Raw genomic sequence first — 26,429 nt, forward strand, 5'->3', positions numbered from 1 at the left:
GCTCTGGGCGCCCTCGGGCCACCAGAGTTCTGGCTTCACCAATGAATGGCACCTCCCGGGGTCGGGCGGGTGCCATTCATTTTTGGCTCGGCCCACCGGCACGCCTGGCGCACGGGCCGCCCACCACGCCATACGCTGCGGCAGCACAGGAATTCGGGTACCTGGCCCCCGTCGGTGAAGTGGGATGCGTGTCTGAGGCGACAGCACAGCTACTACGACAACGGTTCTCCGTGGAACGGCTGGGCACCTACCAGGCTGCGGTCGGCGGTGATCTTGACCAAGCCGTGGCGCTGTACGAGTGGAACGCCACCGTGAGCGGCGCTTTCTGGATCACGCTGGGCCACGTCGAGGTGCTGATCCGCAATGCCATGCACCAACAGTTGACCGACTGGTCCACCCGGGTCTACCGGGAGCCCCGCTGGTACCTCGATCCTGGTCGAGTCCTGGACGAGCGCCGCCATCAGCAGATCGCCAAGGCCCGCGAGCAGGCCACCCGCGACAGCCGGCAGGAAACCCCTGGACGGGTCGTCGCGGAACTCACCTTCGGGTTCTGGCCCTTCCTGCTCACCCGCACCTACGACCGGTCCCTCTGGCCGCACCTACGCGACGCCTGGCCGAGCCGACGGCTGCGTCGAGACGTCCACGGTCCCTTGGCCGACCTGCACGAGCTGCGCAACCGGATCGGGCATCACGAACCGATCTTCAACCGACCGCTGAAGGAGCTGCACGCCAGGGCGCTCGACCTGGCCTGCTGGACGTGTCCCGCCACCGGGGCCTGGATCGGATCGCGGTGCCAGGTGCTCAACGTCCTACAGACCCGGCCCTGGACCGTGCGTGCCACCCCCGCGCCGCCGCAACGGCGTGGGCAGCACCGCCCGGCCCGACGCTGACCCCACCGTTCACCGCCCCGCCACGAGCGGTGGGCAAAGGCACGCTGCAGGTGCCGCGACAGCGCGGCCGGCCAGCGACAATGGTGCGCCGGCAGCGGTGCAGAGCGGGTTAACGACACCGGCACGGCCGGTCAACGAGGCCGGCGGGGTCGGCGACGACGGCGGCGCAGCACTCCCGGCTCGGTCACGGCCGGCCATCCGTCCAGGTCGGACGGTGGTACACCGCGCCGGAGCAGGTCGTCGAGGATCTGGGCGAGGGTGTAGTCGGGGCGGAGGCTCAGCGCCCGTTCCAGCGCCACGGCGGCGAGCGCGCCCTGGCCGGCCCGCCAGGCGGCGAAGGCGAGCAGGCAGGCCGGGGCGGGGACCAACTCCTCCTCGGTGCGGCGCAGCACCTCGCTCCAGAAGGCGATGTCCTCCTCGCGCCCGTCGGTGCGTTCCCACGCGTGGTCGCGTACCGGCAGGTGGGTCAGGAGCAGGGTCAGCCAGGCCAGCTCGTCGTCGGTGAGCCGGTCGCCGCGCCGGTGCCGACGTTGGGCCTGCCGTACCGCTGCCACGCCGGCCCTGCGGATGGCCCGTTCGCCGAACTCGTCGGTGGCGGGGGCCGCCTCCAGCAGGCCCAGCAGGCGTCGTTCGGCGCGGTCTCCGGCTCGGCGCAGGGCGACCCGGTCGACGCCCTCGGCGGGGGCCACCTGCGCGGTGAGCGCCGCCCGGTCGGGGAGGGCCACCTGACCGGCGTAGACCGCGGCGGCGGCGACCTGGCTGGCCTCCGGGTCGTACGGGGTGCCGTCGGGTGGGCAGCAGTCCGGCGCCTCGCAGAGGTACGACCAGTAGCGGCGGTCGGTCACCCGCAGCGCGTCGAGCACGGGCAGCCCGATGTCGTCCAGCGCCGACCGAACGGCGTCCACCGCCGGGGTGACCCGTTCGGGCGGGCCGAAACCGATGACCGTGGTGGATTCGGCGTCCTGCCGGCCGATCACGTCGCCGAGATGTCGCGCCGGCAGGGCCGGGTCGGTGCCCGACTCGGGCAGGTCGGCGCGGGCGGCGAAGACGATCCGTCGGCCCCGCATCGCCACCACCACGATGCTGTCGACGGGGTGGAAGCCGATCAGGTAGGGCACGGCGGTGATCAGGTCGGCGGGCGAGCGGACGGTGAGCCGGGGGCGGTCGGTCGCGTTCATGTCCGGCAGCCTGCGGCGGGCGGGAACATCCTCGACAGGCCCTGTGGACGACACGCGGGTTATCCACAGATACGGACGGTAGTCGTGCAGGTCACCGCGATCCGGGAGGCGACGCGGCCCACCGGGGTCGGTCCGAGCGGCTACCTTGCGCTCATGGACCTGGCGTACCTACGGGCGCACCCGGAGCACCTGCCCACCTTCCTGACCCACCAGCGCATCCGGGAGACCCCGGTGGCCGGCGGGGACAGCTGCGCGGCCTCGCGGTTGACCCTGGACGACGGCCACTCGGTCTTCGCCAAGACCTGGCCGGAGCGGGCCGGTCGACCGGTGCCGGAAGGCTTCTTCGACACCGAGGCCGCCGGGTTGCGCTGGCTGCGCGAGGCCGGCGCGGTGGCCGTACCGGAGGTGGTGGTGGCGCTGCCGGAGCTGTTGGCGCTCGACTGGGTCGACCCCGGCGAGCCGACACCCGACGCGGCCGAGCGGTTCGGTCGGGAGCTGGCCGGCACGCACCGGGCCGGCGCCGACCGGTTCGGGGCGGCGTGGCCCGGGTTCATCGGCACCCTCGGGCAGGACAACACCCCTGACGACGGGCCGTGGCCGGACTGGTTCGCCCGGCGGCGGCTCCTGCCGTACCTGCGGATGTCGGTCGACGGCGGTGCGCTCGACGGCCCGGACGCCGCGCTGGTCGAGCAGGTGGTGGCGCGGGTCGGCGAGTTCGGCGGCGACGAGCCGCCGGCCCGGCTGCACGGCGACCTGTGGCCGGGCAACCTGCTCTGGGGCGCGGACGACCGGGTGTGGCTGGTCGACCCGGCGGCGCACGGCGGTAACCGGGAGACGGACCTGGCCCAGCTGGCGCTCTTCGGTGGTCCGCCGCACCTCGACCGGATCATGGCCGGCTACCGGGAGGCGTGGCCGCTGGCCGACGGGTGGCGGGAACGGGTGCCGCTGCACCAACTGCACCTGCTGCTCGTGCACACCGCGTTGTTCGGCGGGGCGTACCGCGATGCGGTCGTCGGTGCCGCCCGAGCGGCGCTGCGGGGCGTCGGCCGCGCTACGGTCGACGGGTGACCGCCGCCCCGACGACCGCCGGCGTCCTCGTCGACCGGTACGGCCGGATCGCCCGGGACCTGCGCGTGTCGCTGACCGACAAGTGCAACCTGCGCTGCACCTACTGCATGCCGGCCGAAGGGCTGCCCTGGCTGGCCGGGCCGCAGCTGCTCACCGACGCGGAGATCGTGCGGCTGGTCGGGGTCGCGGTGCAGCGGCTCGGGGTGACCGAGGTGCGGTTCACCGGGGGCGAGCCGCTGATCCGGCCGGGGCTGGTCGGCATCGTCGCCGCCGTGGCCGCGCTCACCCCCCGCCCCCGGATCTCGTTGACCACCAACGGTCTCGGCCTGGACCGGCTCGCCCCGGCGCTGCGCGACGCCGGGCTGGACCGGGTGAACGTGTCGTTGGACACCCTGGACGCGGCCCGGTTCGCCGCGTTGACCCGGCGGGACCGGCTGGCCGACGTGCTCGCCGGGCTGGCCGGGGCCGCCGCCGCCGGGCTCACCCCGGTGAAGATCAACGCGGTGCTGATGCGCGGGGTCAACGACGACGAGGCACCGGCGCTGCTGCGGTTCGCCCTCGACCACGGCTACGAGCTGCGGTTCATCGAGCAGATGCCGCTGGACGCCCAGCACGGCTGGGACCGGGCCACGATGGTCACCGCCGACGAGATCCTGGCGTCGCTGGCCGCCGACTTCGCCCTCACCCCCGACCCGGCGCACCGGGGCGCCGCCCCGGCCGAGACCTGGCTGGTCGGCGGCGGACCGGCCCGGGTCGGGGTGATCGGCACGGTGACCCGGCCGTTCTGCGGCGACTGCGACCGCACCCGGCTCACCGCCGACGGCCAGCTCCGCAACTGCCTGTTCGCCACCGAGGAGTCCGACCTGCGGGGCGCGCTGCGGGCCGGCGCGGACGACGCCGACCTCGCCCGCCGCTGGCAGGCCGCCACGGTGGTCAAGCGGGCCGGGCACGGCATCGACGACCCGACCTTCCTGCAACCCGTCCGGCCCATGTCGGCGATCGGAGGCTGAGGTGGACCTCACCGTCCGGTACTTCGCCGGGGCGCGGGCCGCCGCCGGCCGCAGCGAGGAGACCGCCTCCGCCGGCCGGCCGCTGGACGAACTCCTCGGTGAACTCGCCCACCGGCACGGCCCCCGGCTGGCCGCGGTGCTCCAGGTGGCGAGTTTCCTGGTCGACGGCGTCGCCTGCCATGATCGGCAGACGCCGTTGCCGGCCGGGGCCACGATCGACGTGCTGCCTCCCTTCGCGGGCGGCTGAGGAAGGGCTGCCGTGTTGGCGATTCTGGGGTTCGTGGGCACGCTCGCCCTGGTCACCGGCCTGATCCACTTCTACCTGTGGAAACGGCTGGTCAAGGACACCACCGGACCGGGCCGGTGGCGCCGGGTCGGCACGGTCGTCGCCCTACTCCTGGCGGTGCTCGTCCCGGCAACCATGGCCGGCACCCAGATCGCCGGGGCGTTCTGGCTGGCCTGGCCCGGTTACCTCTGGCTCGCGGTGATGTTCTACCTGCTGATCGTGCTGGTGGTGCTGGAAGTGCCGATGGCGGTGACCCGGCTGGTGCTGCGACGGCGCAGCACCGCCGCCGAGGCCACCACCGCCGCCCCGGAACCGGCGCTGGTCGGTGCGGCCGGCAGCGCCGACCCGCCGGCCGCCGAGGCCGTGGACCGGCCCGACCACGACGAGTCCCGCCGGTTGCTGCTCGCCCGGGGGGCCGCCATCTTCGCCGGGCTCACCGCCGCCGGCATCACCGGGTACGGGGTCCGCACCGCGCTGGGACCGCCACAGCTCGACCGGGTACGCATCCCGCTGGCGAAGCTCCCCCGCAGCATGGACGGGCTGCGCATCGCCACCGTGTCGGACATCCACCTCGGTCCGCTACGCGGTCGGGTGCACACCGAGCGGATCGTCGAGATGATCAACCGGTTGGACGCCGACCTGGTCGCGGTCGTCGGTGACCTGGTCGACGGCTCGGTCGCCGAGCTGGGCGAGGCCGCCGAGCCACTGCGTGACCTGCGTTCCCGCTACGGCAGTTTCTTCGTCACCGGCAACCACGAGTACTACTCCGGGGTCGAGGAATGGGTGGCCGAGGTCGACCGGCTCGGCCTGCGGGTGCTCCAGAACGAGCGACAGGAGATCCAGGCCCGGGGCGGGGTGCTCGACCTGGCCGGGATCAACGACGTCACCGCCGACGGCACCGGCGTCGCCGGCCCTGCCGACTTCACCGCCGCGCTCGGCGGCCGGGACGTCAACCGCCCCGTGGTGCTGCTCGCCCACCAGCCGATCGCCGTGCACGAGGCGGCGAAGTTCGGCGTCGACCTGCAACTGTCCGGGCACACCCACGGCGGTCAACTCGCCCCGTTCAACCTGGCCGTCAAGCTCCAACAGCCGGTGGTCTCCGGGCTCGGTGAAATCGACGGCACCAAGGTCTACGTCACCAACGGGGCCGGTTTCTGGGGTCCCCCGGTCCGGGTCGGCGCACCGCCGCAGGTGACCCTGGTCGAACTGCGCGCCCCGTGACCTGCCCGGATGGACGGAGAGCCCGGCTCATACCGCGTCCGGCCGCGGTAGTCCAGCACCGGATTGCCCTCCTCACGCGTACGCGTGGCGGCAGGCGGGTAGTGGACCGGCCGTGACAGGATGCGGCGTGCCTCCGTTCAGCGCCGCTCCCCCTGGTGGCGTCCCGCCGTTCGTCGCGGACCTGCACATCCACTCGAAGTACTCCCGCGCGTGCAGCCGCGATCTCACCCTGCCCAACCTCGGTTGGTGGGCCCGACGCAAGGGCATCGGGGTGCTCGGCACCGGCGACTTCACCCACCCCGCCTGGTACGACCACCTGCGGGAAACCCTGCAACCGGCCGAGCCTGGCCTGTACCGGCTCGGCCCGGAGGCCGAGGCGGACATCGCCCGGCGGCTGCCACCCCGGCTGGCCGACTCGGCGGAGGCCGACCCGGTCCGGTTCATGCTGAGCGTGGAGATCTCCACCATCTACAAGCGGGACGACCGGACCCGCAAGGTGCACCACCTGATCTACCTGCCCGACCTGGACGCGGTGGCCCGGTTCAACACGGCGCTGGGCCGGATCGGCAACCTCGGCTCGGACGGCCGGCCGATCCTCGGCCTGGACTCCCGGGACCTGCTGGAGATCACCCTCGACGCCAGTGAAGACGGCTACCTGGTGCCGGCGCACATCTGGACACCGTGGTTCTCCGCGCTCGGCTCGAAGTCCGGCTTCGACGCGATCGCCGACTGCTACGCCGACCTGGCCGAGCACGTCTTCGCGGTGGAGACCGGGCTCTCCTCCGACCCGGCGATGAACTGGCGGGTCGGCAGCCTGGACCGTTACCGGCTGGTCTCCAACTCCGACGCGCACTCCCCGCCCGCCCTGGCCCGGGAGGCCACCGTCTTCTCGTCGGCCCGCGACTACTTCGCCATCCGGGACGCGCTGCGGACCGGTGACGGGCTGGCCGGGACGATCGAGTTCTTCCCCGAGGAGGGCAAGTACCACGCCGACGGGCACCGGCTCTGCGGCGTCAACTGGTCGCCGGAGCGGACCAGGGCGGCCGGCGGGCGCTGCCCGGAGTGCGGCAAGCCGTTGACCGTGGGGGTGCTCAGCCGGATCGAGGAGCTGGCCGACCGGCCGGACGGGCACCGCCCCGAGCACGCCCGCGAAGTGACCCACCTGGTGCCGCTGGCCGAGATCCTCGGTGAGATCAACAAGGTGGGGCCCCGGTCCAAGAAGGTCGAAGGCAAGCTCAACGAGCTGGTCGCCGCGCTCGGCCCGGAGTTGGAGATCCTCACCCGTACCCCGGTCGACGAGATCGGCCGGGTCGGCGGGGAGTTGCTCGCCGAGGGCATCGGCCGGTTGCGTCGGGGCGACGTGCGCCGGGTCCCCGGCTACGACGGCGAGTACGGCGTGATCACCCTCTTCGACCCGGCCGAGTTGGGCGGGGCCGCCGGTTCGGGGCAGGAGACGCTCTTCGACGTACCGGTGCCGGCGCAGCGCAGGCCGACGGAGCCGGCGGCGAAACCGAAGGCCAAGCGGCCGACGGCGGCGAAGGCCGAGCCGAAGCCGAAGCCCGCGCCGACCCCGCCACCGCCACCGATCGCCTCGACACCCTCGCCGCACGAGCCGTTCGAGCCGATGCTCGCCGGGATGGAGGAGGTCGGTACCGGCCTGCTCGACCGGTTGGACGCGATGCAGCGGGTGGCCGCCTCCGCGCCCGGCGGCCCGCTGCTGATCGTGGCCGGGCCGGGCACCGGCAAGACCCGCACGCTGACCCACCGGATCGCCTACCTCTGCGCCGAGCTGAACGTCTTCCCCGAGCAGTGCCTGGCGATCACCTTCACCCGGCGGGCCGCCGAGGAGCTGCGGCACCGGCTCGACGGGCTGCTCGGCCCGGTCGCCGAGGACGTCACCGTCGGCACCTTCCACTCGCTCGGGCTGGCCATCCTGCGGGAGAACGCCGCCGCGGCCGGCCTGCCGGAGGGGTTCCGGATCGCCGACGACGCCGAGCGGTCGGCCGCCCGGACGGAGGCCGGCGACGACCCGGCCCGTTACACGGCGTTGCTGCGTAAGCAGGACCTGGTCGACCTGGACGAGTTGCTGACCCTGCCGGTCGCACTGCTCAAGGGCGACAAGAAGCTGGTCCGGGAATACCGGGAACGCTGGCGGTGGATCTTCGTCGACGAGTACCAGGACGTCGACCCCGTCCAGTACGACCTGCTGCGCCTGCTCAGCCCCGCCGACGGCAACATCTGCGCGATCGGCGACCCGGACCAGGCTATCTACTCGTTCCGGGGTGCCGACGTCGGCTACTTCCTGCGGTTCTCCGAGGACTTCACCGACGCCCGGCTGGTCCGGCTCAACCGCAACTACCGCTCGTCCGCGCCGATCCTCGCCGCCGCCGTCCAGGCCATCGCCCCGTCGTCGCTGGTCCGGGGCCGCCGGCTCGACCCGGCCCGGCTCGACCCGGAGGCCCCGCTGGTCGGCCGCTACCCGGCGGCGTCCGTCGCCGACGAGGCCGATTTCGTGGTACGCACCGTCGACGACCTGGTCGGCGGCCTCTCCCACCGGTCGTTGGACTCGGGGCGCATCGACGGCCGGTCCACCAGCCTGTCCTTCTCCGACATTGCGGTGCTCTACCGCACCGACGCGCAGGCCGCCCCGATCGTGGACGCGCTGGCCAGGGCCAACATCCCGGTGCAGAAGCGGTCCCACGACCGGCTCCGGGACCGGCCCGGTGTCCTCGCGATCGCCCGGGAACTGCGGCACGCCGACGGTCCCGCCGCCGGGCTGCCCGCCCGGGTCCGGCTCGCCGGCCAGGTGCTCGCCGAACGGTTCGCCGCCCCCACCCTGGACGCCGCCGGCACCGTCCGCCCCGAGGACGTCCGGACCGCCGTCGACCTGCTCACCCCGCTGGCCCGACGCTGCGGCGACGACCTGGAACTCTTCCTCTCCCAGCTCGCCACCGGGGCCGAGGTGGACGCACTGGACCCGCGCGCCGAAGCGGTCACCCTGCTCACCCTGCACGCCGCGAAGGGGCTGGAGTTCCCGGTGGTCTTCCTGGTCGGCGTGGAGGACGGTCTGCTGCCGCTGCGCTGGCCCGGCTCGACACCGGACGACGACGCGATCGCCGAGGAACGTCGGCTGTTCTTCGTCGGGTTGACCCGCGCCCAGGACCGGCTCTACGTCAGCCACGCCGCCCGCCGGGTCCGGCACGGCACCGAACGCGACTGCCGACCGTCGCCGTTCCTGGACGTCGTCGACCCGGGGCTGTTCGAACGGTTCGGCGAGGCCGAGCCACGCCGACCCAAGGACCGGCAGCTCCGCCTGATCTGACTGTCCGTCGACCGACCTACGGGGTCGCCGCAGCGGTATCCGCCCGCGCTGATACCGCTTGATGCGTGACGTTGCTGCCCGCCCGCCCCAGCCGGCCCGACAGGCCGGTCAGGCGAGCAGGACGGCCAGCCAGGCACCGGTGAGCAGGGCCGGGCCGAACGGCAGGGCGGTGTCCCGGCGTACCCGGCGGGCGGCCAGCAGCGCCAGCACCAGCAGCCCCTGGAGCAGGTGCGGCAGGAGCAGGCCGAGCCAGAGGGTAGGCCAGCCCAGCCAGCCCAGCGGCAGCCCGAGCACCGCCGCCAGCTTCACGTCACCGAAGCCGAGCCGGGAGCGGGGCAGCAGCGCCAGCACGACGTACAGCAGGAGGGAGAGGGCGGCCCCGGCGAGCGCGAGCGCCAGACGACCGGGCGTGCCGGTGACGACGGCCGCGACGGTCAACGCGGTGCCGCCGCCGAGCGCGGCCGCGCCGACCAGCGGGTCGGGCAGGCGGAGGCTGGTCAGGTCCGCCACCGCCAGCACCAGACCCACGGCGGCGACCAGCAGGAACGCCGGCAGTGCCGGCTCCGGCCACCGTGCGGCGGCCAACCCACCGAGGACCACCGCCCCCACCACCGCGATCCCCACCGGCGCTGGAACCGAGGCCACGGCCGGCGCTGGAGCCGGCGCGCAGTCGGGCGCTGGAGCCGGCGCCCCGACCGGCGCTGGAACCGAGGCCACGGCCGGCGCTGGAGTCGGGTGCATGGCCGGCGGGGTGCGGGGTGGGAAGGAGCGGGCGATCCGAGGTGCGGCGAGGCCGGCCAGGACGCCGAGCATCGCGGTTACGGTCACCGGGCCGACGGGCACGGCCCTCGACGTTACCGCCGGGACGGTACGGCGGCTGCCCCGTCACCCGCCGGCCGGCGGGCCCGCTCCGTGGTCACCACCAGCGCCACGCCGGCCACGATCACCGCACCGCCGAGCAGCACCTGACCGGTGATCGGCTCAGCCACCAGCAACGCGCCGAGCGCCACCGCCACCACCGGGTTCACGTAGGCGTAGGTGGAGACCAGCGAGATGGGCGCATGGGCCAGCAACCAGACGTACGCGGTGAAGGCGACCAACGACCCGGCCACCAGCAGGTACGCCAGGGCGAACCAGGAACGGGTCGTCACCTGCGCCGGGGAGAACCCGCGCAGTTCACCCCGGGTCACGGACAGCACGACGAGCGCCACCGCCCCGGCGACCATCTCGTAGACGGTGGCGACGAACGGGTCAGCGGGCATCCGCAACCGGTTGGACAGGAACGACCCCACCGACCAGCAGGTGGCCGCCGCGACCACGGTCAACGCACCGACCAGCGGCACCGTCCCCGTCCCGCCCCGGGGGAGCACCAGCAGCACCAGCCCGAGAAAGCCCACCGTCACCCCGGCGAACGTCCACCCCGGCGGGCGGTCCCCGGTGACCGTACGCAGCAGCACCACCAGCAGCGGGACGGTGGCCACCAGCAGCGCGGCGATGCCCGACGGCACCGCCACGCCGGCCGGGCCCGACTCGGCGAGCACCACCAGGCCGTTGCCGCCGGCCAGCAGCAGCACCCCGACCAGCGCGGCCGAGCCGAGTTGCCGCCGGTCGACCCGCAACGCACCCGCGCCCCGCCGCAGCCGCAGGACCACCGCCAGCACCAACGCGGCACCACCGAAGCGGGCGGCAGCCGAGCCGAGCGGCGGCATCGACTCCACCACGACCCGGATACCGAGGTAGGTGGAACCCCACAGCACGTAGACCAGGATGAGTGCGGTCCAGATCAGCGCTGGTCGGGCGGGTGTCGCGGCCGAGGAAGGTGAGGTCATCGCGGGACCACGCTACGGTGACCACGTCGGTGGCGTCCTTCCGGACGACCGGCATCTCGGCACGCGGGAGGGCGGGCATGGCGAACTACGGACCACCGGGCGGTTCCCCGGACCCGTGGGGTGGGCGACGCCCGGACGACCGTTGGGGCCAGCCCGCCCCGGAACAGCCCCACCCCGCAACCGTGCCGACCCAGCCGACGGGTGGACAGCAGCCCCACCATCCGGCGTACGACCAGTTCCAGTCGGAGGCGTACGGGCCGGCAGGGCAGTTTCCGGCGGGCGGACCGGTGGCCTACCCGGGCAACCCCGGGTCGGGGCGCGGCCGGGGTCCGCTGATCGCGGTGCTGGTTGTGCTCGCCGTGCTGACCGTCAGCGGTGGCACCCTGTGGTACCTGCTGAGCGACGACGAGCCGACGAACACCGGTGCGGCGCTGCCGACGGCACCGGTGGTGCCGGACGCGGCCACTGCCGAACCGGGCGGGTCGACCACCGCCACCCCCGCACCCGCCGCCTCGGCCGACCCGCGCTTCGTCAAGGCTGGGCAGTGCGTCCGCAACGAGGGTCCGGCCGGCGGCAAGCCCAAGCTACTGATCACCGAGTGCGCCCCGAGAACGTACGAGGTCTTACGTCGTTTCGACGGGGCGACCAGTGGTGAAAGGGACGCCGAGGCGAAGTGCGGCAAGGTGGAGGGCTACACCAACTGGTACTTCTTCGACAGCGAGCTGGACACCCTCGACTTCGTCCTCTGCCTGAAGCAGCGCTGAGCCCACCCCTGGGGGAGAGATTGTCAACCTTCGGCCCACCCGACTCCGGCCGCCCCGACGAGGAACAACGTCCCTCGAACAGCGACCCGGAGCCACCCACCGCGCCCCTCGCGCACCCCGACCCCGAACCAGCGACGAAGCCCATCTTCCGCGCCGAGCCGGAGCCACCCACCGTGAGAATTCCGTCGGAGGCGGAACCACCGACGGCACCGATCCCGGGCGGATCGGACGAGCAGCCGACGGCACCCCTCACCCGCAACCAGGACGAGCAGCCGACGGCACCGATCTCCCCGGCGGCTCCACACGCCGCCGAGGAACCGGTGACCGCCGTCAACTCGCCGGCTGCCCCGCATCCGGCTGACGAGACGCCGACCGCGCCGATCTCCGCGCCTGCCCCGGGCGCTGCCGAGGAACCGGTGACCGCACCCCTCCGGGGTGACGCGGACGACCAACCGACCGCCCCGCTCTCCGCCGGGCCGACCGGACCCGATACCGGCCCGGACGAGCCGCCGACCACACCGATCCGCCCGGAGGACGTCGAGCCACCGACCACACCGATCCGCCGGGAGGACGTCGAGCCACCGACCGTGCCGGTGTCACGGGAGGCGGGCGAGCCGGCCACGGCACCCATTCCGAGTGCGGAAGAACCGCCCACCGCACCAATGGCCGCGTCCTCGCCGGAGCCGCCGACGGCACCGATCTCGGCCGCCGCGCCGGAACCGCCGACCACACGACTCTCAGCCACCACGCCCGAACCCCCGACCACACCACTCTCGACCACCACGCCCGAACCGCCGACCGCACCACTCTCGGCCACCACGCCGGAACCGCCGACCGCACCCTTCGCCGCCGAACCGCCGACCGCCCCGATCTCCACGCCACCTGAGCCGCCGACCACCCGGCTGCCGGTGTCGGGAGCCGGGCAGCCGGCCACCACGCCGATGCCCGCAGCGGGCGGCGGATACTCGCCGACCACCCAGATGCCCGCAGCGGGCGGGTACTCGCCGACCACCCAGATGCCGGCAGCGGGGGCTGACTACCCGACGCCGTCTTCCGGAGCGGGCTACCCACCTCCGTCCTCGGGGGCGGGTTATCCTCCGCCGGACACCTATCTCCCGCCGACCGGCACGCCGGTGCCGTCCTCGGGGGCCGGCTACCCGCCGCCGGGGCCCTTCCCGCCCGCCGGGCCGACCGCCGCACCGGCGGCCGGCGCGTTCAGCGCACCGGCGTCACCACCACCGGCCAGCTACCCCGCCCAGTCCCCACCGCCCCCGGCACCCAGCTACCCGGGGCCGGCCGCACCGTCATCCGGCTTCCCGGGGGCAGCCGCACCATCGTCCGGCTTCCCAGGACCGGCCGCACCATCGTCCGGCTTCCCAGGACCGGCCGCACCATCGTCCGGCTTCCCAGGACCGGCCGCACCGCCGCCCGGCTTCCCGGGGCAGCCCACGCCACCGGGATATCCGGGGCAGGGTTTCCCGCCTCCGGCGGCACCGCCGGCAAAGGGTCGGGGCGGTCGGATCGCGCTCATCATCGGGCTGGTGGTGGTCCTGCTGCTGTGCCCGTGCCTCGTGGTGGGTGGCTGGTTCCTCCTGGCGTCGGGTGACAGCGACGATCCGGCTCCGGAGGCGGTCGCGTCCGCCTCGCCGACGGAGAACGGGCCGACCGGGAACGCACCGACGGAGCCGACCGTCGAGCCGACCACGGCCGAGCCGACCCCGACGCCGACCCGGGCGGAGCAGATCGTCCGGGGCGACTGCGTGGTCAACGACGGTACGGCCAGTGACGCCGACCTGCGCAAGGTGCCGTGCGGTCCGAACACCTACGAGGTGCTGCTGCGGATTCCGGCGTCCACCAACGGGGACCGGTGTAAGTCGCTGGCCCCGGAGTCGAACGCCAACTACGTGCACGACAACTCGGTGGACCTCTTCGATTATGTACTCTGCCTGCGCAAACGCAGCTGAACAGGGAAATATGGGGCTGTCTAGCATCAACGCTAGACAGCCCCATATTCGTGTCGAGAGGGTCGCCGGCACCCCCGTCGCCTCCACCACGGGACCTGCCCGGACCCGGTGGGCGACACGCCGGTAGCCCCGTCTACGCATCTCTAGTCCGCAGGCTAGACCGCCCGATACTGTGCGATGCGTGGATCCGGTCCGCAACCCGTACGCCCCGGGCGCCGGTCAGCGCCCGCCCGAGCTCGCCGGGCGGGGGCGGGAGCTGGACGTCTTCGACGTGGTGCTGGAACGGATCGCCCGGGGACGCCCCGAGCGCAGCCTGATGCTCACCGGCCTGCGCGGCGTCGGCAAGACCGTCCTGCTCAACACCCTGCGCTCCCAGGCGATCAACCAGCTCTGGGGCACCGGCAAGATCGAGGCCCGACCGGAGCAGTCGCTGCGTCGACCGATCGCCGCCGCGCTGCACATGGCGGTCCGCGAACTCGCCCCCCGGCACCGGGCACCGGAGCGGATCGACGCCTTCCTCGGCGTACTCAAGGCGTTTGCGCAGCGCAGCGCACCGACCACCGGGCGGGCCGGTGCGGCCCCCCGGTTGCGTGACCGGTGGCAGCCCGGCATCGACGTGCCGGCCAGCAGCGGCCGGGCCGACTCCGGGGACATCGAGATCGACCTGGTGGAGTTGCTCACCGACGCGGCGGCGGTCGCCGGGGACGTGGGCACCGGTATCGCCGTCTTCATCGACGAGATGCAGGATCTCGGTGCGGAGGACGTGTCGGCGCTCTGTGCGGCCTGCCACGAGTTGTCCCAGCTCGGCGCACCCTTGATCGTGGTCGGCGCGGGCCTGCCGCACCTGCCGGCGGTGCTCAGCGCCGCCAAGTCGTACTCGGAGCGGCTCTTCCGTTACCTGCGGATCGACCGGCTGGACCGGATCGCCGCCGACCAGGCACTGTGCGCGCCGGCCGGGCGGGAACAGGTGGAGTACGAGCAGAAGGCCCTCGACCTGCTCTACGAGTCGTCCGGCGGCTACCCGTACTTCGTCCAGGCGTACGGGAAGGCGACCTGGGACCATGCGCCCCGCTCCCCGATCACCGACGCGGACGTCCGGGTCGCCGCCCCGGAGGCGGAGGCGGAGCTGGCGGTCGGTTTCTTCGGTTCCCGGTTCGAGCGGGCCACCCCTGCCGAACGCGAGTACATGCGGGCGATGGCGACCCTGTCCCAGGTGGCGGGCGAGGCTGACGGCGGTGGTCGGGACGACATGGACGCCGCCGTGCCGACCGCCGAGATCGCCCGTGCGCTGGGCCGCAAGCCGGCGAGCCTCTCCCCGGCCCGGGACGCGCTGATCAAGAAGGGTCTGATCTATTCGGGGGAACGCGGCACGGTCGCCTTCACCGTCCCGCACTTCGGCCGCTACCTGCGTACCCAGCCGGCCTGATCGGCACCGGCCACGGGGCGACCGGACCCGCCGGACGGCCGGCACCGGCCACGGGGTCAGACCCGGGACCAGGGGGGTGGGAAGACCACCTCGCCGCGCGGGGGTGGTGGCGCGTCGCTGGTCTCCGGCGGCAGCACCAGCGCCTGCCACGGCTCTCCCAGCCCCGACCAGGGGCTGACCAGCCCCATCCGGTCGGCCCGGGTGAAGCCGAACCGCCGGTAGTACGCCGGGTCGCCGAGGACCACCACCAGCCGCTCGCCCAGCTCGGTGGCGGCCTCCAGCGCGGCCTGCACCACCGCCGTGCCGTGCCCGACCCGTTGCCGGTGCGGGGCCACCGCCACCGGCCCGAGTACCAGCGCCGGGGCGCGTTCCCGGTCGGCCTCGACCCGGACCCGGGTGAGCAGCGCGTACCCGACCACCTCGCCGCCGTACTCGGCGACCATCGCCAGTTCCGGCAGCCACGCCGCACTGCCGCGCAGCTCGTCGACGAGCGCGACCTCACCGGGGGTGGTGCGGTCGGGGCGGGCGAAGGCGGCAGCCAGCACCCGACGGATCGGGCCGGCGTCGGCCGGGCCCTCGGGACGCAACCGCAGGGTCGTCACCGGCGCGACGTTACCGGTCGTGGCAGGTCCATCAGCGACGGTCGCCCAGTTCGGCGTGGCGTGTCATCGCGCCGACCGGCACGGCGCGGTCCCGGGAGCAGCGGCGCGACCCGCTTCGGGCGACGGCACGCAGAGCGCTCCGGATCGGCCGTTGCCCGGATAGCAGGGGTCCAAACGGGGTATGACTGAGCAATGAAACCCGTGCGCTCCCTCGCCCGTGTCATGTTGAGCGGCATCTTCGTGGTCAGCGGCGCCCGCAACTTCCAACACCCCCAGCGGCTCGTGACGGCTGCCCGGCCGGTCACCGACCGGGTCGCTCCGCTGATCCAGCGGGCCGCGCCGCAGTTCCCCACGGACCCCGAGACGCTGATCCGCGCCAACGCCGCCGTGCAGCTCGCCGCCGGCCTGATGCTGGCCACCGGGAAGTTCACCCGGCCGGCCGCACTGGTCCTGGCCGGCACCCTGGTGCCCACCACCGCCGCCGGTCACCCGTTCTGGGACAACGACGATCCGACGACGCGGAGCAACAACCAGGTGCACTTCCTGAAGAACCTCGGGCTCTTCGGTGGTCTGCTGCTCGCCGCAGCCGACACCGAGGGCAGGCCGGGCCTGCGCTGGCGGGCCGGTCACCGCATCGGCCACTCTCGACGGTCGGTCGGTCGTGCGGTGCGCACCGCCCGGCGGGAGGCCCGGATCGCCGTCCGGTCGGCCGCCGCCGCCCGCCGGCTTCCCGGCTGACCTGCATCGATTCGGCCACCACCCCCCGTAAGGCCGCGAATTACCTGAACCACCCGACACCCGTTAACGCGGTGGAAATGTCAAAAACTGGTGTGGGATCGGACACGGTCGGATAACGCGGGAGGCAGCAACGTGAGGCGCCGTTCTAGGCTCCCTACCGGACCTGGACGGGTAGGACGACCTTGGTATGGGGGTGGCCACGCCATGCCGACGACCGTCGGTAGACGGGCGGACCGCCTCGCCCCAGTCCGTCGCGCAACGCGTGGGATCGATCGTAGGACAGTCGTACGGGTCGGCATCGTGGCCGCCGTCGCCTATGCCGCATGGCTCGCCATCGGTGCTTTCGGGCGGCCGTACAACTTCTTCGACATGAAGATCTACCACGGCGCGGTGGTGTGGTGGGCGAGCGGGCACGAGTTGTACGAGTTCATCGCGCCCACCACCACGCTGGGTTTCACCTACCCGCCCTTCGCCGCGCTGGCCATGCTGCCGATGGCGATGCTGCCGATCGAGGCGGCCGGCTGGATCAACGCGGCCGGCAGCATCGCCGCGCTGGCGGTGATCCTCGCCGCGCTGCTGCGCCCGATCGTCGACCGGCTCGGCTGGCCGCTCTGGTACTCCGTGGCCATCGCCACCCCGATGGCCACCGCCCTCGAACCGGTCCGGGAGACCCTGGGGTACGGGCAGGTCAACCTGCTCCTGTTCGCGTTGATCATGGCGGACCTGGTGGGTCTGCGCTGGCGTTCCCGACGGGGCACCCACGGACGCGGCACCGACGGCCCGTTCCTGCGGCTGCTCTACAGCGGGTCCTGGGCGGGCATGGGCATCGGCCTGGCCACCGCCGTCAAGCTCACCCCGGCGCTGTTCATCGTCTACCTGCTGGTCACCCGGCAGTGGCGGGTCGCCGCCACCGCCGTCGGCACCATCATCGGCGTCACCCTGGGCAGCTTCGCGCTGGTCGGCACCGAGTCGCGGGCCTACTTCGGCGGGGTGCTGTGGCAGACCGAGCGGGTCGGGGCCGCCGACATGACGCCCAACCAGTCGCTGGCCGGCCTGCTGGCCCGGCTCTACGACTCGATCGAGACGCCCGGTCTGCTCTGGTTGGCGTTCTCGGTGCTGATCCTGGCCGTCGGGTTGTCCCGGGCCGCCAACGCCCGCGCCGACGGCGACGAGCTGACCGCGTTCACCCTGGTCGGGCTGACCGCCAACGTGATCAGCCCGATCTCCTGGTCGCACCACCTGGTCTGGGTCATCCCGGCGATCGTCGTGCTCGCCGACGCCGCCGTACGCCGCCGTGAGGCGAGTCGGGGGCTGTCGGTGCGTACCGGCCCGCAGTCGTTCGGCGGGCCACCCGGGGTGAGTGGGCTGCGCCCGCCGATCTGGTACCCGACGCTGACCGGGTTGCGGCACGGGGTCGCGGCGCTCGGGTTGTACCTGCTCTTCGTGATCTCGCCGATCTGGCCGTACGAGCACAAGCTGCCCGAGGTGTCCCACTACCAGAACGGCCTGTTCGGCGCGCTTATGGAGAACTCGCTCGCGTTGGCGCTGATCGTGCTGGTCGCCGCCCTGCCGTGGCGGCCCGGTGCCGAGCCCGCTTTCTATCCCGACCGGTCGGCCCGTGTCACCACGGCCGGTCGCCGCTGACCCCGCCCGGCCCGCGCCACCACGGTCGGCCGACCCTGGCCGGCCCGGTGGGGCACGACGCCACGGTCAGGGGCAGTTGACCCACTCCTCGGTGCCGTCGGCGAAGACCTGCCGTTTCCAGATCGGCAGCCGCGCCTTCACCTCGTCGACCAGCCGGGCGCAGGCCGCGAAGGCCGCCGCCCGGTGTGCCGTGCTGACCGCCGCCACCAGCGCCACGTCCCCGATGTCGAGCCGACCGATGCGGTGCGACACGGCCACCGCGTAGACGTCGGGGTCGGCGGCGATCTCGGCGGCCACCGCGCGCAGCGTATCGACGGCGCTCGGGTGGCCCTCGTACTCCAGCAGGGTGACCGGTCGGCCGTGGTCGTGGTCGCGGACCACGCCCTGGAAGGAGACGACCGCGCCGGCCCGGCGGTCGGCGACCGCCGCCTCGTGCGCGGCCAGGTCCAGCGGCTGGTCGGTGACCGCGAGCAGGGCCGTGGTGGGGTCGGCCGTCACCACGTGCGCTCCCCGGGCAGCAACGGCAGCGGTACGACGGGCACCCGGGCCCCGACCTCGCCGGAGGTGCCCGGCCGGATCACCGCGAACCCGTCCGCGCCGGCCAGCCCTCGCAGCATCGCCGAGCCGACGTGCCGGACCGGGTGGGCGGTGCCGGCGGCCCGGTCCAGCCGGACCAGGGCCAGGTGGGTGTAGTCGCCCCGGCCGGGCACCGGCCCGGCGAGGGTGGCGTACGGCAGTGCCGGCAGCACCCGGCCCTGGAGCCCGGCGAGCAGCGGCGCGACCAGCGACACCAGGGCGACGATCGCGGACTGCGGATTGCCGGGCAACCCGGCCACGAAACGGACCCGTCCGTCGTCGTCGACCAGCCGGGCCAGCAGCATCGGGAAGCCGGGCCGGACGGCGACGGTGTTGACCACGTGGTCGGCGCCGAGCGCCTCCAACGTGGGGTGCAGGTGGTCGACCGGGCCGTGCATGGTGCCGCCGGTGGTGCAGACCAGGTCGGCCACGGCCAGCGCCCCGCGCAGGGCGGCCACGTGGGCGGGCAGGGTGTCCGCCACCGGACCGACCACGTCGGAGGGCCGCACCTGGCAGCCGTAGCGGCGCAACCAGGACGGCACGGCGGGACCGAGCGCGTCGCGGACCCGGCCCGACCCGGGCGGGCCGGCGGTGAGCAGTTCGTCGCCGAAGACGAGCAGCGCGGCCCGGGGCTGACGGCGGACCCGGAGCTGGTCGTGCCCGCAGGAGGCGGCCAGCCCGATCAGCGCGGGGTCGACCGGGGTGCCGGCCGGCAGCAGCTCCTCACCGGCCACCGCCTCCTCGCCCGGCTCCCGCCACTCCGGGTTCGGGCGCGGCGTGCCGGTCACCCGCCCGTCCGGGGTACGACCCGAGTCCTCGATGCGCAGGATGGCGGTCGTGCCGGCGGGGACCATCGCGCCGGTGGCGATCTCGACGGTGGTGCCGTCGGCGGTCAACCCGGCCGGGGTGTGTCCGGCGAGTACCCGCCCCACGACGTCCCACGGGCCGGTGCCGCGCACCGCCCAGCCGTCGACGCTGGAGGTGGGGAAGGCCGGCAGGTCGGTCCGGGTGGTCAACGGTTCGGCCAGGGTGTGCCCGTCGGCGTCGGCCAGCGCCCGGTTGACGGCGGGCAGGGCGGCGGCCAGGCCGACCGCGTAGACCCGGGAGCGGGCCTCCTCCCATCCGGCCGGCGGCGGCGCGGCGACCTGGGCCGCGGTGGCGGCGGTTTCCGTGCTCACCGGGGGCCTCCGTTCGGACGGGACGCGGGGCTCCGCGTTCACCCCCGCGAGCCTATCGCCGCCGGGGCGGCCGTGCGGTCAGTGGTCGCCGCCGCGCAACTGGTCGACCGCGTGGGCGAGGATCGGGCCCAGCACGGCCAGACCGTCCTTCGCACCGCCCCGCGAGCCGGGCAGGTTGACCACCAGCATCCGGCCCAGCACCCCGGCCAACCCCCGGGACAGCGCCGAGGTGGGCACCCGGTCCCGGCTGTACGCGCGGATCGCCTCGGCGATGCCGGGGATCTCGTGGTCGAGCAGCGCCCGGGTCACCTCCGGGGTCCGGTCGGTGGGGGTGATGCCGGTGCCGCCGCTGGTCAGCACCACGTCGATCCCGTCGGTGTGGGCGGCGCGCAGTGCCTCGCCGACCGGTTCACCGTCGGGCACCACCACCGGTTCGTCGACCTGGCAGCCCAGCTCGCGCAGGCCGGTGACGAGCAGCGGGCCGCTGGTGTCGGCGTACACCCCGGCGGCGGCCCGGTTGGACGCCACGATCACCCGGGCCCGGATCACGGCCGGTCCTGGGGGCGGACCCACTCGCCGGTCTTGCCGCCGGTCTTGCGCAGCACCCGGACGGCGTCCACGGTGGCGGCCGGGTCGACCGCCTTGACCATGTCGATCAGGGCCAGCCCGGCGACGGCGACCGCGGTCAGCGCCTCCATCTCCACCCCGGTCCGGTCGGCGGTGCGGGCGGTGGCGGTGATCTCGACGGTGTCGTCGGTGAGGCGCAGGTCGACGTCGACGCCGTGCAGGGCGATCGGGTGGCAGAGCGGGATCAGGTCGGGGGTGCGTTTGGCGCCCATGATGCCGGCGAGCCGGCCGACGGCCAGCGCGTCACCCTTGGGCAGCCCGTCGCGGCGCAGCAGGTCCACCACCTCGGCGGTGGTGTGCAGCCGGCCGGCGGCCACGGCGACCCGGCCGGACACCGGCTTGGCGGAGACGTCGACCATGCGGGCCGCGCCCGCGGCGTCGACGTGGCTGAGCTGCGCGGGATCGGTCACGTCCGCGAGCCTAGCGGCCGGGTCCGACCGGGGGGTACGTCCCATTCACCCCGGGCGGTGGGGATCAAGCGGGTCGACGCCGTACGGGATGATTCGTGATCGATAGTTCACCGTCGATTTCATCGGTCGCCACTAATACGTTCTCGGGTCGGCGGGAGAGCGGGAAACGTCATCGCCCGAGAGATCGGACACCTCGTCGTCACGGACGAGAAACCCAACGTCGCGTCGCGACCGCGAATCGCCACCGGGCCACTTCGTCGGCACTGGCACCAGCGCGCCCACACGACTACGCTGCGTTCCGCAATCGGGTGATCCGTCGCACTCACCCGCCGGTCACCGCACAGTTGCTCCAACCAGCGACCCTCACCCGATGTCGCAAACCCCGCCGCTGCACCATTATCTAGCGTTAACGAGAACGGTCGGGAGCACTCAGCACTCCGTTTCCCCGTGGAAACGGAAAGTCACCAACCTGCACTCAATTCTCACCTATCGCTCATAGTTACATTTATACCTCCAAAATCGTCCTAACCGCCCTTAGGCTGTCCCCTGTCAGATCCCGACCGGAAGGTCGGACACGGCGACCAGGGGAGGCGAAAGCGATGTCCGCACACGAGTGGCTCTGAACGATTGTGGTGGCGGCGTGACCCCACGTAGCCTTGGCCTCTGCTCAGCGACACGGAGTGGTTGTCGAGGACACGATGGCACGACCGGACGAAGGCAAGACGGAGGCCGAGCGGCAGCTGACGCTGCACGTCGGCCTCGTCTGCGTGGTGGCCACCGCAGCAGCGGCCGTCGCCCTGTACCAACTGGCCCACCTGCACCTCACCGGCGGCGACCTCACCCGATCCATCGCCCTGGCCTTCATGGCCGCACTCGGCGTCCGGATCAACTGGCGAATTCGAATTCGGGCAACGGTCCACGCAATATCGTGGAGCGAGACCGCGATCGTCCTCGGCCTGGCCGTCGCCCCCGCACCCCTGGTCGTGCTGACCACCGGCACGGGCGTCGCGATCGCCCTGCTCTCCATGAAGCCCTCACCCCTCAAGACCGCCTTCGGCATCGCCAAGAGCATGCTGCTGGCGGCCGGCGGTGGCATCGCCCTGCACACCCTCGGCTGGTCACCACAGGACACCGACCTCCGACACGTCATCGGCATGATCGGGCTCGCCTACCTCGTCGCGGTCGTCCTCGACGAACTGCTCACCCTGCCGGTCATCGCGATGGCCACCGGCACCGCGCTACGCAGACTGTTCTGGGACGACCTCGGGCTCCGCCTGACCAGCGTGCTGGCCCGGTTCGTCCTCATCGCCGTCACCCTGGTCATCCTCCAGGCCGACCCCCGGCTCCTGCTGGCCGTGCCGCCCCTGGTGCTCAGCCTCCACCTGCTCTACTCCAACCAGGTCAAGTCCCGCACCGAGCAGCAGGCCTGGCAGCGCCTCGCCCGCACCACCGACGCGCTCAACGTGGTCGACCTGGACAAGGTCCTCACCACCGCCGTCACCCAGGCCACCGAGCTCTTCTCCGCCGACGAGGTCGAGATCGAGCTGCGCGACGCCGGCCGCACCGTACGGGGGGCCAGCGGCACCATCACCTACGACGGCCCCGCCGGCACCCCCAGCGACATCGAGGGCACCGTCCTGCCCGCCCGGCTCGAAGGCCACGACCGGACGGCCGACGTCGGGATGCTCCGACTCCGGTTCCGTGGCCCGGTACGCCTCAACGAACGCGAGCAGTACACCCTGCGCACCTTCGCCTCCGCCCTGTGCACCGCCGTCCGCAACGCCCAGGCGTACGCCGAACTGGCCCGGGTCGCCGCCGAACACGCCCACGCCGCCAGCCACGACGCGCTCACCGGCCTGGCCAACCGCCGGCAACTGCTCGACCGGGGCACCGAGCAGCTCGGCACCCGGCACGCCGAGGGGGTGACCGCCCTCGTCCTGATCGACCTCAACCACTTCAAGGAGGTCAACGACACCCTCGGCCACGCCGCCGGTGACCAGGTGCTGATGCAGGTCGCCGACCGGCTGCGCGCCGCCGCCCGCGACGAGGACCTGGTCGCCCGCCTCGGTGGGGACGAGTTCGCCGTGCTGATGCGCAACCTGCCCGCCCCCGCCATCGCCGCCCACCGGGCCGAGACCCTGCTCGGTGCCCTGCACGAACCGCTCGACGTGGACGGCATGCGGATCAGCGTGGAGGCCAGCGGCGGCATCGCGGCGGCCCCCGCCACCGGCGGCATGCCGGAGCTGCTGCGCCGCGCCGACGTCGCCATGTACCAGGCCAAACGTGCCGGCCAGCGGATCGCCACGTACGCCCCGACCCGGGACACCGCCGACCTGCGCCGGCTCACCCTCGGCGGTGAACTGCCCCGCGCGGTGGCCGACCACGAGTTCACCGTCAACTTCCAACCGCTCGTCGACCTCGGCACCGGCGAGGTGACCGGAGCCGAGGCCCTCGCCCGCTGGCACCACCCCCGGCACGGGGTGATCGATCCGCTGCGCTTCATCGAGGCGGTGGAACGCTCCGGCATGCTCCCCGCGTTCGCCGAGGCCATCCTCGACCAGGCACTCGTCGCCGCCGTCACCTGGCGTACGGCCGGCTTCGACCTCCCGGTCTCGGTCAACGTCTCCCCCCGCAGCCTGCTCGACGCCCGATTCCCCAGCGCGGTGCTGGCCCGCCTCCAGGCCCACGACTTCCCCCCCGACCGGTTGGTCCTGGAGCTGACCGAGACGCTCACCCTCAGCCAACTCGACGTGGTCGACCGGGTGCTGAGCCGGCTGCGCGACTCCGGCATCCGGCTCGCCCTGGACGACTTCGGCACCGGTTACTCCTCCCTCTCCCTGCTCTCCCGCATCCCGGTCCACGAGCTGAAGATCGACCGCAGCTTCGTCACCGCGATGGAGAGTTCCGCGGAGGCGGCGGCCGTCATCCGCTCCACCCTCGACCTCGGCCGCAGCCTCGACCTCGCGGTCGTCGCCGAGGGCGTGGAGAGCGAACCGCAACGCCGCGCCCTGTGGTCACTCGGCTGCGCCGCCGGCCAGGGGCACCTGTTCGCCCGCCCACTGCCGGCCGGCGCGCTCCTCGCCGCCCTCCAACGCGGCTCCGGCGGCCGGCCCGGCACCCTCGCCACCCCGCTGCACGACACCGGCGCGGTCATCCGCCTCAGCACCCCCGGCCGCCGCCAGCCCGCCCGGAACCGCGCGACCGGTCTGCCACACTTGCCGGCGTGACCGTCGCCGACCGCGCCGCCCGCCGCTGGCGGACCGTCGACACCGCAGCCGACGGACTCGCCCTCGACCTCGGCCTCTACACCGTCTCCGCAGCCTTTGCCGCCGTCACCGCCGCCACCTCCACCCTGGCACCGCACCGGGCCTGGGGGAGCGTCGCCGCCGTCGGCTACCTCGCCGCGACCCTCCTGGTCGCCGCCCAGGTCCTGCTGCGACGCCACCGCCCCGGGCTGGCCGGCACCACCGCCCGCGCGATCGTCACCGGCCTCGCCTGGGTCGGCACCGCCCTGCTCCCGCTGCTCGTGCAGGCCGGGCAGCGGGCCGCCGGGCGGACCGACCGGGCCCAGGAGGAGGTGGTGGTCGTCGAACAGGCCGGCATCCGGCTCGCCGAGCACGGCACCCCCTACCTCGGGCCGGACGCCATCGCCGCGTTGCCCGCCGACGAACGGCTGCTCGGCTACACCCCGTACCAGCCGGGGATGGCGTTGTTCGGGCTGCCCCGGGCCGCAGCCGACGCCTGGTGGACCGACTCCCGCGTCTGGTTCGCGCTGGTCACCGCCGCCGCACTGGCGCTTGCCGTGGTCGCCCTGCGACGGTCCGCCAGACCCGGCGGAGGCTGGGCCGGCGGAGGCTGGGCCGGCGGAGGCTGGGCCGGCGGAGGCTGGGCCGGCGGAGGCTGGGCCGGGGCGGCGGCGGTGCTGCGCGGCGTGCAGGCGGCGACCGTCCTGCCGATCTGCGCGCTCACCCTGGCCACCGGCGGCGACGACCTGCCCGTACTCGCGCTCTGCCTGCTGGCCCTGGCCCTCGCCGCCGCCGGACGGCCCGGCGGGGCCGGAGTGGCGGTCGGGCTGGCCGGCGCATTGAAACTCTTCGCCTGGCCGGTCGCGCTGGTCCTGATCTTCTGGGGGACCACCCGGCGGGCCGGGCTGCGGGTCGCCGTCGGTGCGCTCGGCCTACCCGCCCTCGCCCTGCTCCCCGCCCTGCTGGTCGACCGGGACGCGCTGGTGGAGAACGTGTTCCGCTTCCCGCTGGGCCACGGCCAGGTCACCAGCCCCGCCCAGTCCCCCTTCCCCGGCCACTTGATCGCCACCGCCCTGCCCGGTGGTCGGCTCGTCGCCGCCGCGCTGCTCGTCGCCGCCGGTGCCGCCATCGCCGTCCGGCTCGTCCGCCGCCCACCGCGCAGCGCCGCCACCACCACGCTGATCTGCGGGTACGGCCTGCTCGCCGCCATCCTGCTGATGCCCACCACCCGCTTCGGCTACCTGCTCTACCCCATCGCCCTGCTGAGCTGGGCACCCGCCCTGACCACCCACCGGACCCCGGTTCCGCCGAGTCCCCGGCACGCCCCGCCCACAGGGCGTAAACCTGAGCACATGAGCAGCTACCACGATCGGGACGACGCCGGTCGGCAACTCGCCGCCCGACTCACCGCACTGGCCGGTCGACCCGACGTCGTCGTGCTGGGCCTGGTCCGCGGCGGGGTGCCGGTCGCCAGGGTGGTCGCCGACCGGCTCGGCGTACCGCTCGACGTGCTGGTGGTCCGCAAGCTCGGCCTGCCCTGGGCCCCCGAGGTGGCCTTCGGCGCGCTCGGCCCCGGTGGCGTGCGGGTCCTCAACGACCAGGTCGCCGCCCAACTCGATCCGACCGACAGCGCCGACGTGCAACGCCGCGAGCAGGCCGAACTCGACCGCCGGGAGGCCCGCTACCGGTCCGGTCGCCCACCGCTGGACCTGACCGGACGCACCGCCCTGATCGTCGACGACGGCCTGGCCACCGGTGCGACCGCCCGCGCCGCCGTACAGGTCGCCCGGCGACTCGGTGCCCACCGGGTCGTCGTCGCCGTGCCGGTCGGCGCGCAGCAGGCGTACGAGATGCTCACCGCCGAAGCGGACGAGGTGGTCTGCGCCCGGCGTCCCGCCGACTTCGGCGCGGTCAGTGCCTACTACGACGACTTCCACGAGGTCGACGACGACGAGGTGACCGGGGCGCTGATCGCCACCGCCTGAATACTGCGCCGACCGGGTACCGTCGAGCGATGCAGCTCACCTGTCCCAAGTGTCGCGGAGAAATGCGCCAGTACGAGCGCAGCGGAGTCGTCATCGACCAGTGCGGCGAGTGCCGGGGGATCTTCCTGGACCGTGGCGAACTCGAAAAGCTGTTCGAGGCCGAGGCGAACTGGAACCAGCAGCGCGGTGCGCCCGCGCCCGGTCAGCCGGGGCCCGTCCCCGGTCAGCAGCACGTCCAGACGCCCGGCGGATACCCACCGCCGCCTCCGCCACCGCCCGCCCCGAGCCACCAGCCGGGCTACGGTGCCGTGCCGCCGCCCCCGCCCCCGCCGGGCTACCCGCCGCAGCCCGCGTACGGCACCCACGGTGGTTACGGTCACCCGCAGCAGCACGGCTACCACGGCCACTACAAGCGCAAGAAGCACAAGGGTTTCCTCGACGAGATGTTCGGCTGAGCGATCCCGTC

The 26,429-nt window shown here is 73.6% G+C and carries 22 protein-coding genes and 1 pseudogene; 15 read left to right on the top strand and 8 right to left on the bottom strand.

Annotation, left to right across the window (positions count from 1 at the left end):
- The first annotated feature begins 188 nt into the window (after positions 1–188).
- A complete protein-coding gene (locus AB0K25_RS01465; RefSeq protein WP_363817748.1) occupies positions 189–890 on the top strand; it encodes a hypothetical protein in 702 nt (233 codons plus the stop codon).
- A 131-nt stretch (positions 891–1,021) separates the two neighbouring features.
- Here AB0K25_RS01465 and AB0K25_RS01470 read toward each other — a convergent pair whose 3' ends face one another.
- Positions 1,022–2,068 (bottom strand): DUF4192 domain-containing protein, encoded by a 1,047-nt coding sequence (locus tag AB0K25_RS01470; RefSeq protein WP_357538141.1) that lies wholly within the window; start codon positions 2,066–2,068, stop codon positions 1,022–1,024.
- A gap of 153 nt (positions 2,069–2,221) precedes the next feature.
- Here AB0K25_RS01470 and AB0K25_RS01475 point away from each other — a divergent pair, with 153 nt between their 5' ends.
- The 5 genes from AB0K25_RS01475 to AB0K25_RS01495 all read left to right on the top strand — a co-directional run bounded on the left by AB0K25_RS01475 (position 2,222) and on the right by AB0K25_RS01495 (position 8,975).
- Entirely contained in the window at positions 2,222–3,136 is a 915-nt protein-coding gene (locus tag AB0K25_RS01475) for a fructosamine kinase family protein (protein ID WP_357538139.1), read from the top strand.
- Positions 3,133–4,146 (top strand): GTP 3',8-cyclase MoaA, encoded by a 1,014-nt coding sequence (moaA, locus tag AB0K25_RS01480; protein WP_357538137.1) that lies wholly within the window; start codon positions 3,133–3,135, stop codon positions 4,144–4,146. Before AB0K25_RS01475 ends, moaA begins: the two co-directional genes overlap by 4 nt.
- A gap of 1 nt (position 4,147) precedes the next feature.
- Positions 4,148–4,393 (top strand): MoaD/ThiS family protein, encoded by a 246-nt coding sequence (locus AB0K25_RS01485; RefSeq protein ID WP_088643614.1) that lies wholly within the window; start codon positions 4,148–4,150, stop codon positions 4,391–4,393.
- 12 nt (positions 4,394–4,405) lie between these two features.
- Positions 4,406–5,653 carry a metallophosphoesterase gene (locus tag AB0K25_RS01490; RefSeq protein ID WP_357538135.1) on the top strand — a complete coding sequence of 416 codons (1,248 nt, stop codon included), beginning with the start codon at positions 4,406–4,408 and terminating at the stop codon, positions 5,651–5,653.
- 127 nt (positions 5,654–5,780) lie between these two features.
- Complete coding sequence (locus tag AB0K25_RS01495) at positions 5,781–8,975, top strand: UvrD-helicase domain-containing protein (RefSeq protein ID WP_363817753.1); 3,195 nt, start codon at positions 5,781–5,783, stop codon at positions 8,973–8,975.
- Positions 8,976–9,083: 108 nt separating this feature from the next.
- Here AB0K25_RS01495 and AB0K25_RS01500 read toward each other — a convergent pair whose 3' ends face one another.
- Both AB0K25_RS01500 and AB0K25_RS01505 read right to left on the bottom strand, forming a co-directional pair.
- Positions 9,084–9,620, bottom strand: a complete 537-nt coding sequence (locus AB0K25_RS01500; protein ID WP_357532649.1) for a prepilin peptidase — start codon at positions 9,618–9,620, stop codon at positions 9,084–9,086.
- Between the two features lie 209 nt (positions 9,621–9,829).
- Positions 9,830–10,804, bottom strand: a complete 975-nt coding sequence (locus AB0K25_RS01505; protein WP_208565132.1) for an EamA family transporter — start codon at positions 10,802–10,804, stop codon at positions 9,830–9,832.
- A gap of 287 nt (positions 10,805–11,091) precedes the next feature.
- Between AB0K25_RS01505 and AB0K25_RS01510 the strand changes: the two genes are divergently transcribed.
- The 3 genes from AB0K25_RS01510 (at position 11,092) to AB0K25_RS01520 (ending at position 14,958) form a co-directional block, all read left to right on the top strand.
- Entirely contained in the window at positions 11,092–11,568 is a 477-nt protein-coding gene (locus tag AB0K25_RS01510) for a hypothetical protein (RefSeq protein WP_219470480.1), read from the top strand.
- Positions 11,569–13,109: 1,541 nt separating this feature from the next.
- The gene (locus AB0K25_RS01515; protein ID WP_308290954.1) at positions 13,110–13,532 is read left to right on the top strand and encodes a hypothetical protein; all 423 of its coding nucleotides are present in this window, start codon (positions 13,110–13,112) and stop codon (positions 13,530–13,532) included.
- Between the two features lie 181 nt (positions 13,533–13,713).
- On the top strand, positions 13,714–14,958 hold the full coding sequence (locus tag AB0K25_RS01520; protein ID WP_219465342.1) for an ATP-binding protein: 1,245 nt from the start codon (positions 13,714–13,716) through the stop codon (positions 14,956–14,958).
- A gap of 56 nt (positions 14,959–15,014) precedes the next feature.
- Here AB0K25_RS01520 and AB0K25_RS01525 read toward each other — a convergent pair whose 3' ends face one another.
- Complete coding sequence (locus AB0K25_RS01525; RefSeq protein ID WP_208565135.1) at positions 15,015–15,560, bottom strand: N-acetyltransferase; 546 nt, start codon at positions 15,558–15,560, stop codon at positions 15,015–15,017.
- A 192-nt stretch (positions 15,561–15,752) separates the two neighbouring features.
- Here AB0K25_RS01525 and AB0K25_RS01530 point away from each other — a divergent pair, with 192 nt between their 5' ends.
- Both AB0K25_RS01530 and AB0K25_RS01535 read left to right on the top strand, forming a co-directional pair.
- On the top strand, positions 15,753–16,298 hold the full coding sequence (locus tag AB0K25_RS01530) for a DoxX family protein (RefSeq protein WP_363817759.1): 546 nt from the start codon (positions 15,753–15,755) through the stop codon (positions 16,296–16,298).
- Between the two features lie 204 nt (positions 16,299–16,502).
- Positions 16,503–17,942, top strand: coding sequence for a glycosyltransferase 87 family protein (locus tag AB0K25_RS01535; RefSeq protein ID WP_219465345.1), 1,440 nt, complete (start codon positions 16,503–16,505; stop codon positions 17,940–17,942).
- A 66-nt stretch (positions 17,943–18,008) separates the two neighbouring features.
- Here the strand turns inward: AB0K25_RS01535 and AB0K25_RS01540 are convergent, their stop codons facing one another.
- From AB0K25_RS01540 to moaC, 4 genes are all read right to left on the bottom strand, one after another.
- The gene (locus AB0K25_RS01540) at positions 18,009–18,440 is read right to left on the bottom strand and encodes a molybdenum cofactor biosynthesis protein MoaE (RefSeq protein WP_219465347.1); all 432 of its coding nucleotides are present in this window, start codon (positions 18,438–18,440) and stop codon (positions 18,009–18,011) included.
- Positions 18,437–19,696 carry a molybdopterin molybdotransferase MoeA gene (locus tag AB0K25_RS01545; RefSeq protein WP_208565138.1) on the bottom strand — a complete coding sequence of 420 codons (1,260 nt, stop codon included), beginning with the start codon at positions 19,694–19,696 and terminating at the stop codon, positions 18,437–18,439. The genes AB0K25_RS01540 and AB0K25_RS01545 overlap by 4 nt, the downstream gene beginning before the upstream one ends.
- Before the next feature lie 78 nt (positions 19,697–19,774).
- Entirely contained in the window at positions 19,775–20,245 is a 471-nt protein-coding gene (locus tag AB0K25_RS01550) for a MogA/MoaB family molybdenum cofactor biosynthesis protein (protein WP_219465348.1), read from the bottom strand.
- Positions 20,242–20,733 carry a cyclic pyranopterin monophosphate synthase MoaC gene (gene moaC, locus AB0K25_RS01555; RefSeq protein ID WP_208565140.1) on the bottom strand — a complete coding sequence of 164 codons (492 nt, stop codon included), beginning with the start codon at positions 20,731–20,733 and terminating at the stop codon, positions 20,242–20,244. Before moaC ends, AB0K25_RS01550 begins: the two co-directional genes overlap by 4 nt.
- Positions 20,734–21,431: 698 nt before the next feature.
- Between moaC and AB0K25_RS01560 the strand changes: the two genes are divergently transcribed.
- The 4 genes and pseudogenes from AB0K25_RS01560 to AB0K25_RS01575 all read left to right on the top strand — a co-directional run bounded on the left by AB0K25_RS01560 (position 21,432) and on the right by AB0K25_RS01575 (position 26,418).
- Complete coding sequence (locus tag AB0K25_RS01560; RefSeq protein WP_219465350.1) at positions 21,432–23,960, top strand: bifunctional diguanylate cyclase/phosphodiesterase; 2,529 nt, start codon at positions 21,432–21,434, stop codon at positions 23,958–23,960.
- Positions 23,957–25,261: pseudogene (locus AB0K25_RS01565) on the top strand (glycosyltransferase 87 family protein); the annotation flags it as partial. The gene AB0K25_RS01560 and the pseudogene AB0K25_RS01565, both read left to right, overlap by 4 nt.
- Positions 25,262–25,330: 69 nt before the next feature.
- Positions 25,331–25,963 carry a phosphoribosyltransferase family protein gene (locus AB0K25_RS01570; RefSeq protein WP_208565794.1) on the top strand — a complete coding sequence of 211 codons (633 nt, stop codon included), beginning with the start codon at positions 25,331–25,333 and terminating at the stop codon, positions 25,961–25,963.
- 29 nt (positions 25,964–25,992) lie between these two features.
- The gene (locus AB0K25_RS01575; protein WP_363817764.1) at positions 25,993–26,418 is read left to right on the top strand and encodes a zf-TFIIB domain-containing protein; all 426 of its coding nucleotides are present in this window, start codon (positions 25,993–25,995) and stop codon (positions 26,416–26,418) included.
- Positions 26,419–26,429: the final 11 nt, after the last annotated feature.

This window comes from Micromonospora sp. NPDC049257, from assembly GCF_040678915.1.
GTDB classification, from domain to species: Bacteria; Actinomycetota; Actinomycetes; order Mycobacteriales; family Micromonosporaceae; genus Micromonospora; species Micromonospora antibiotica.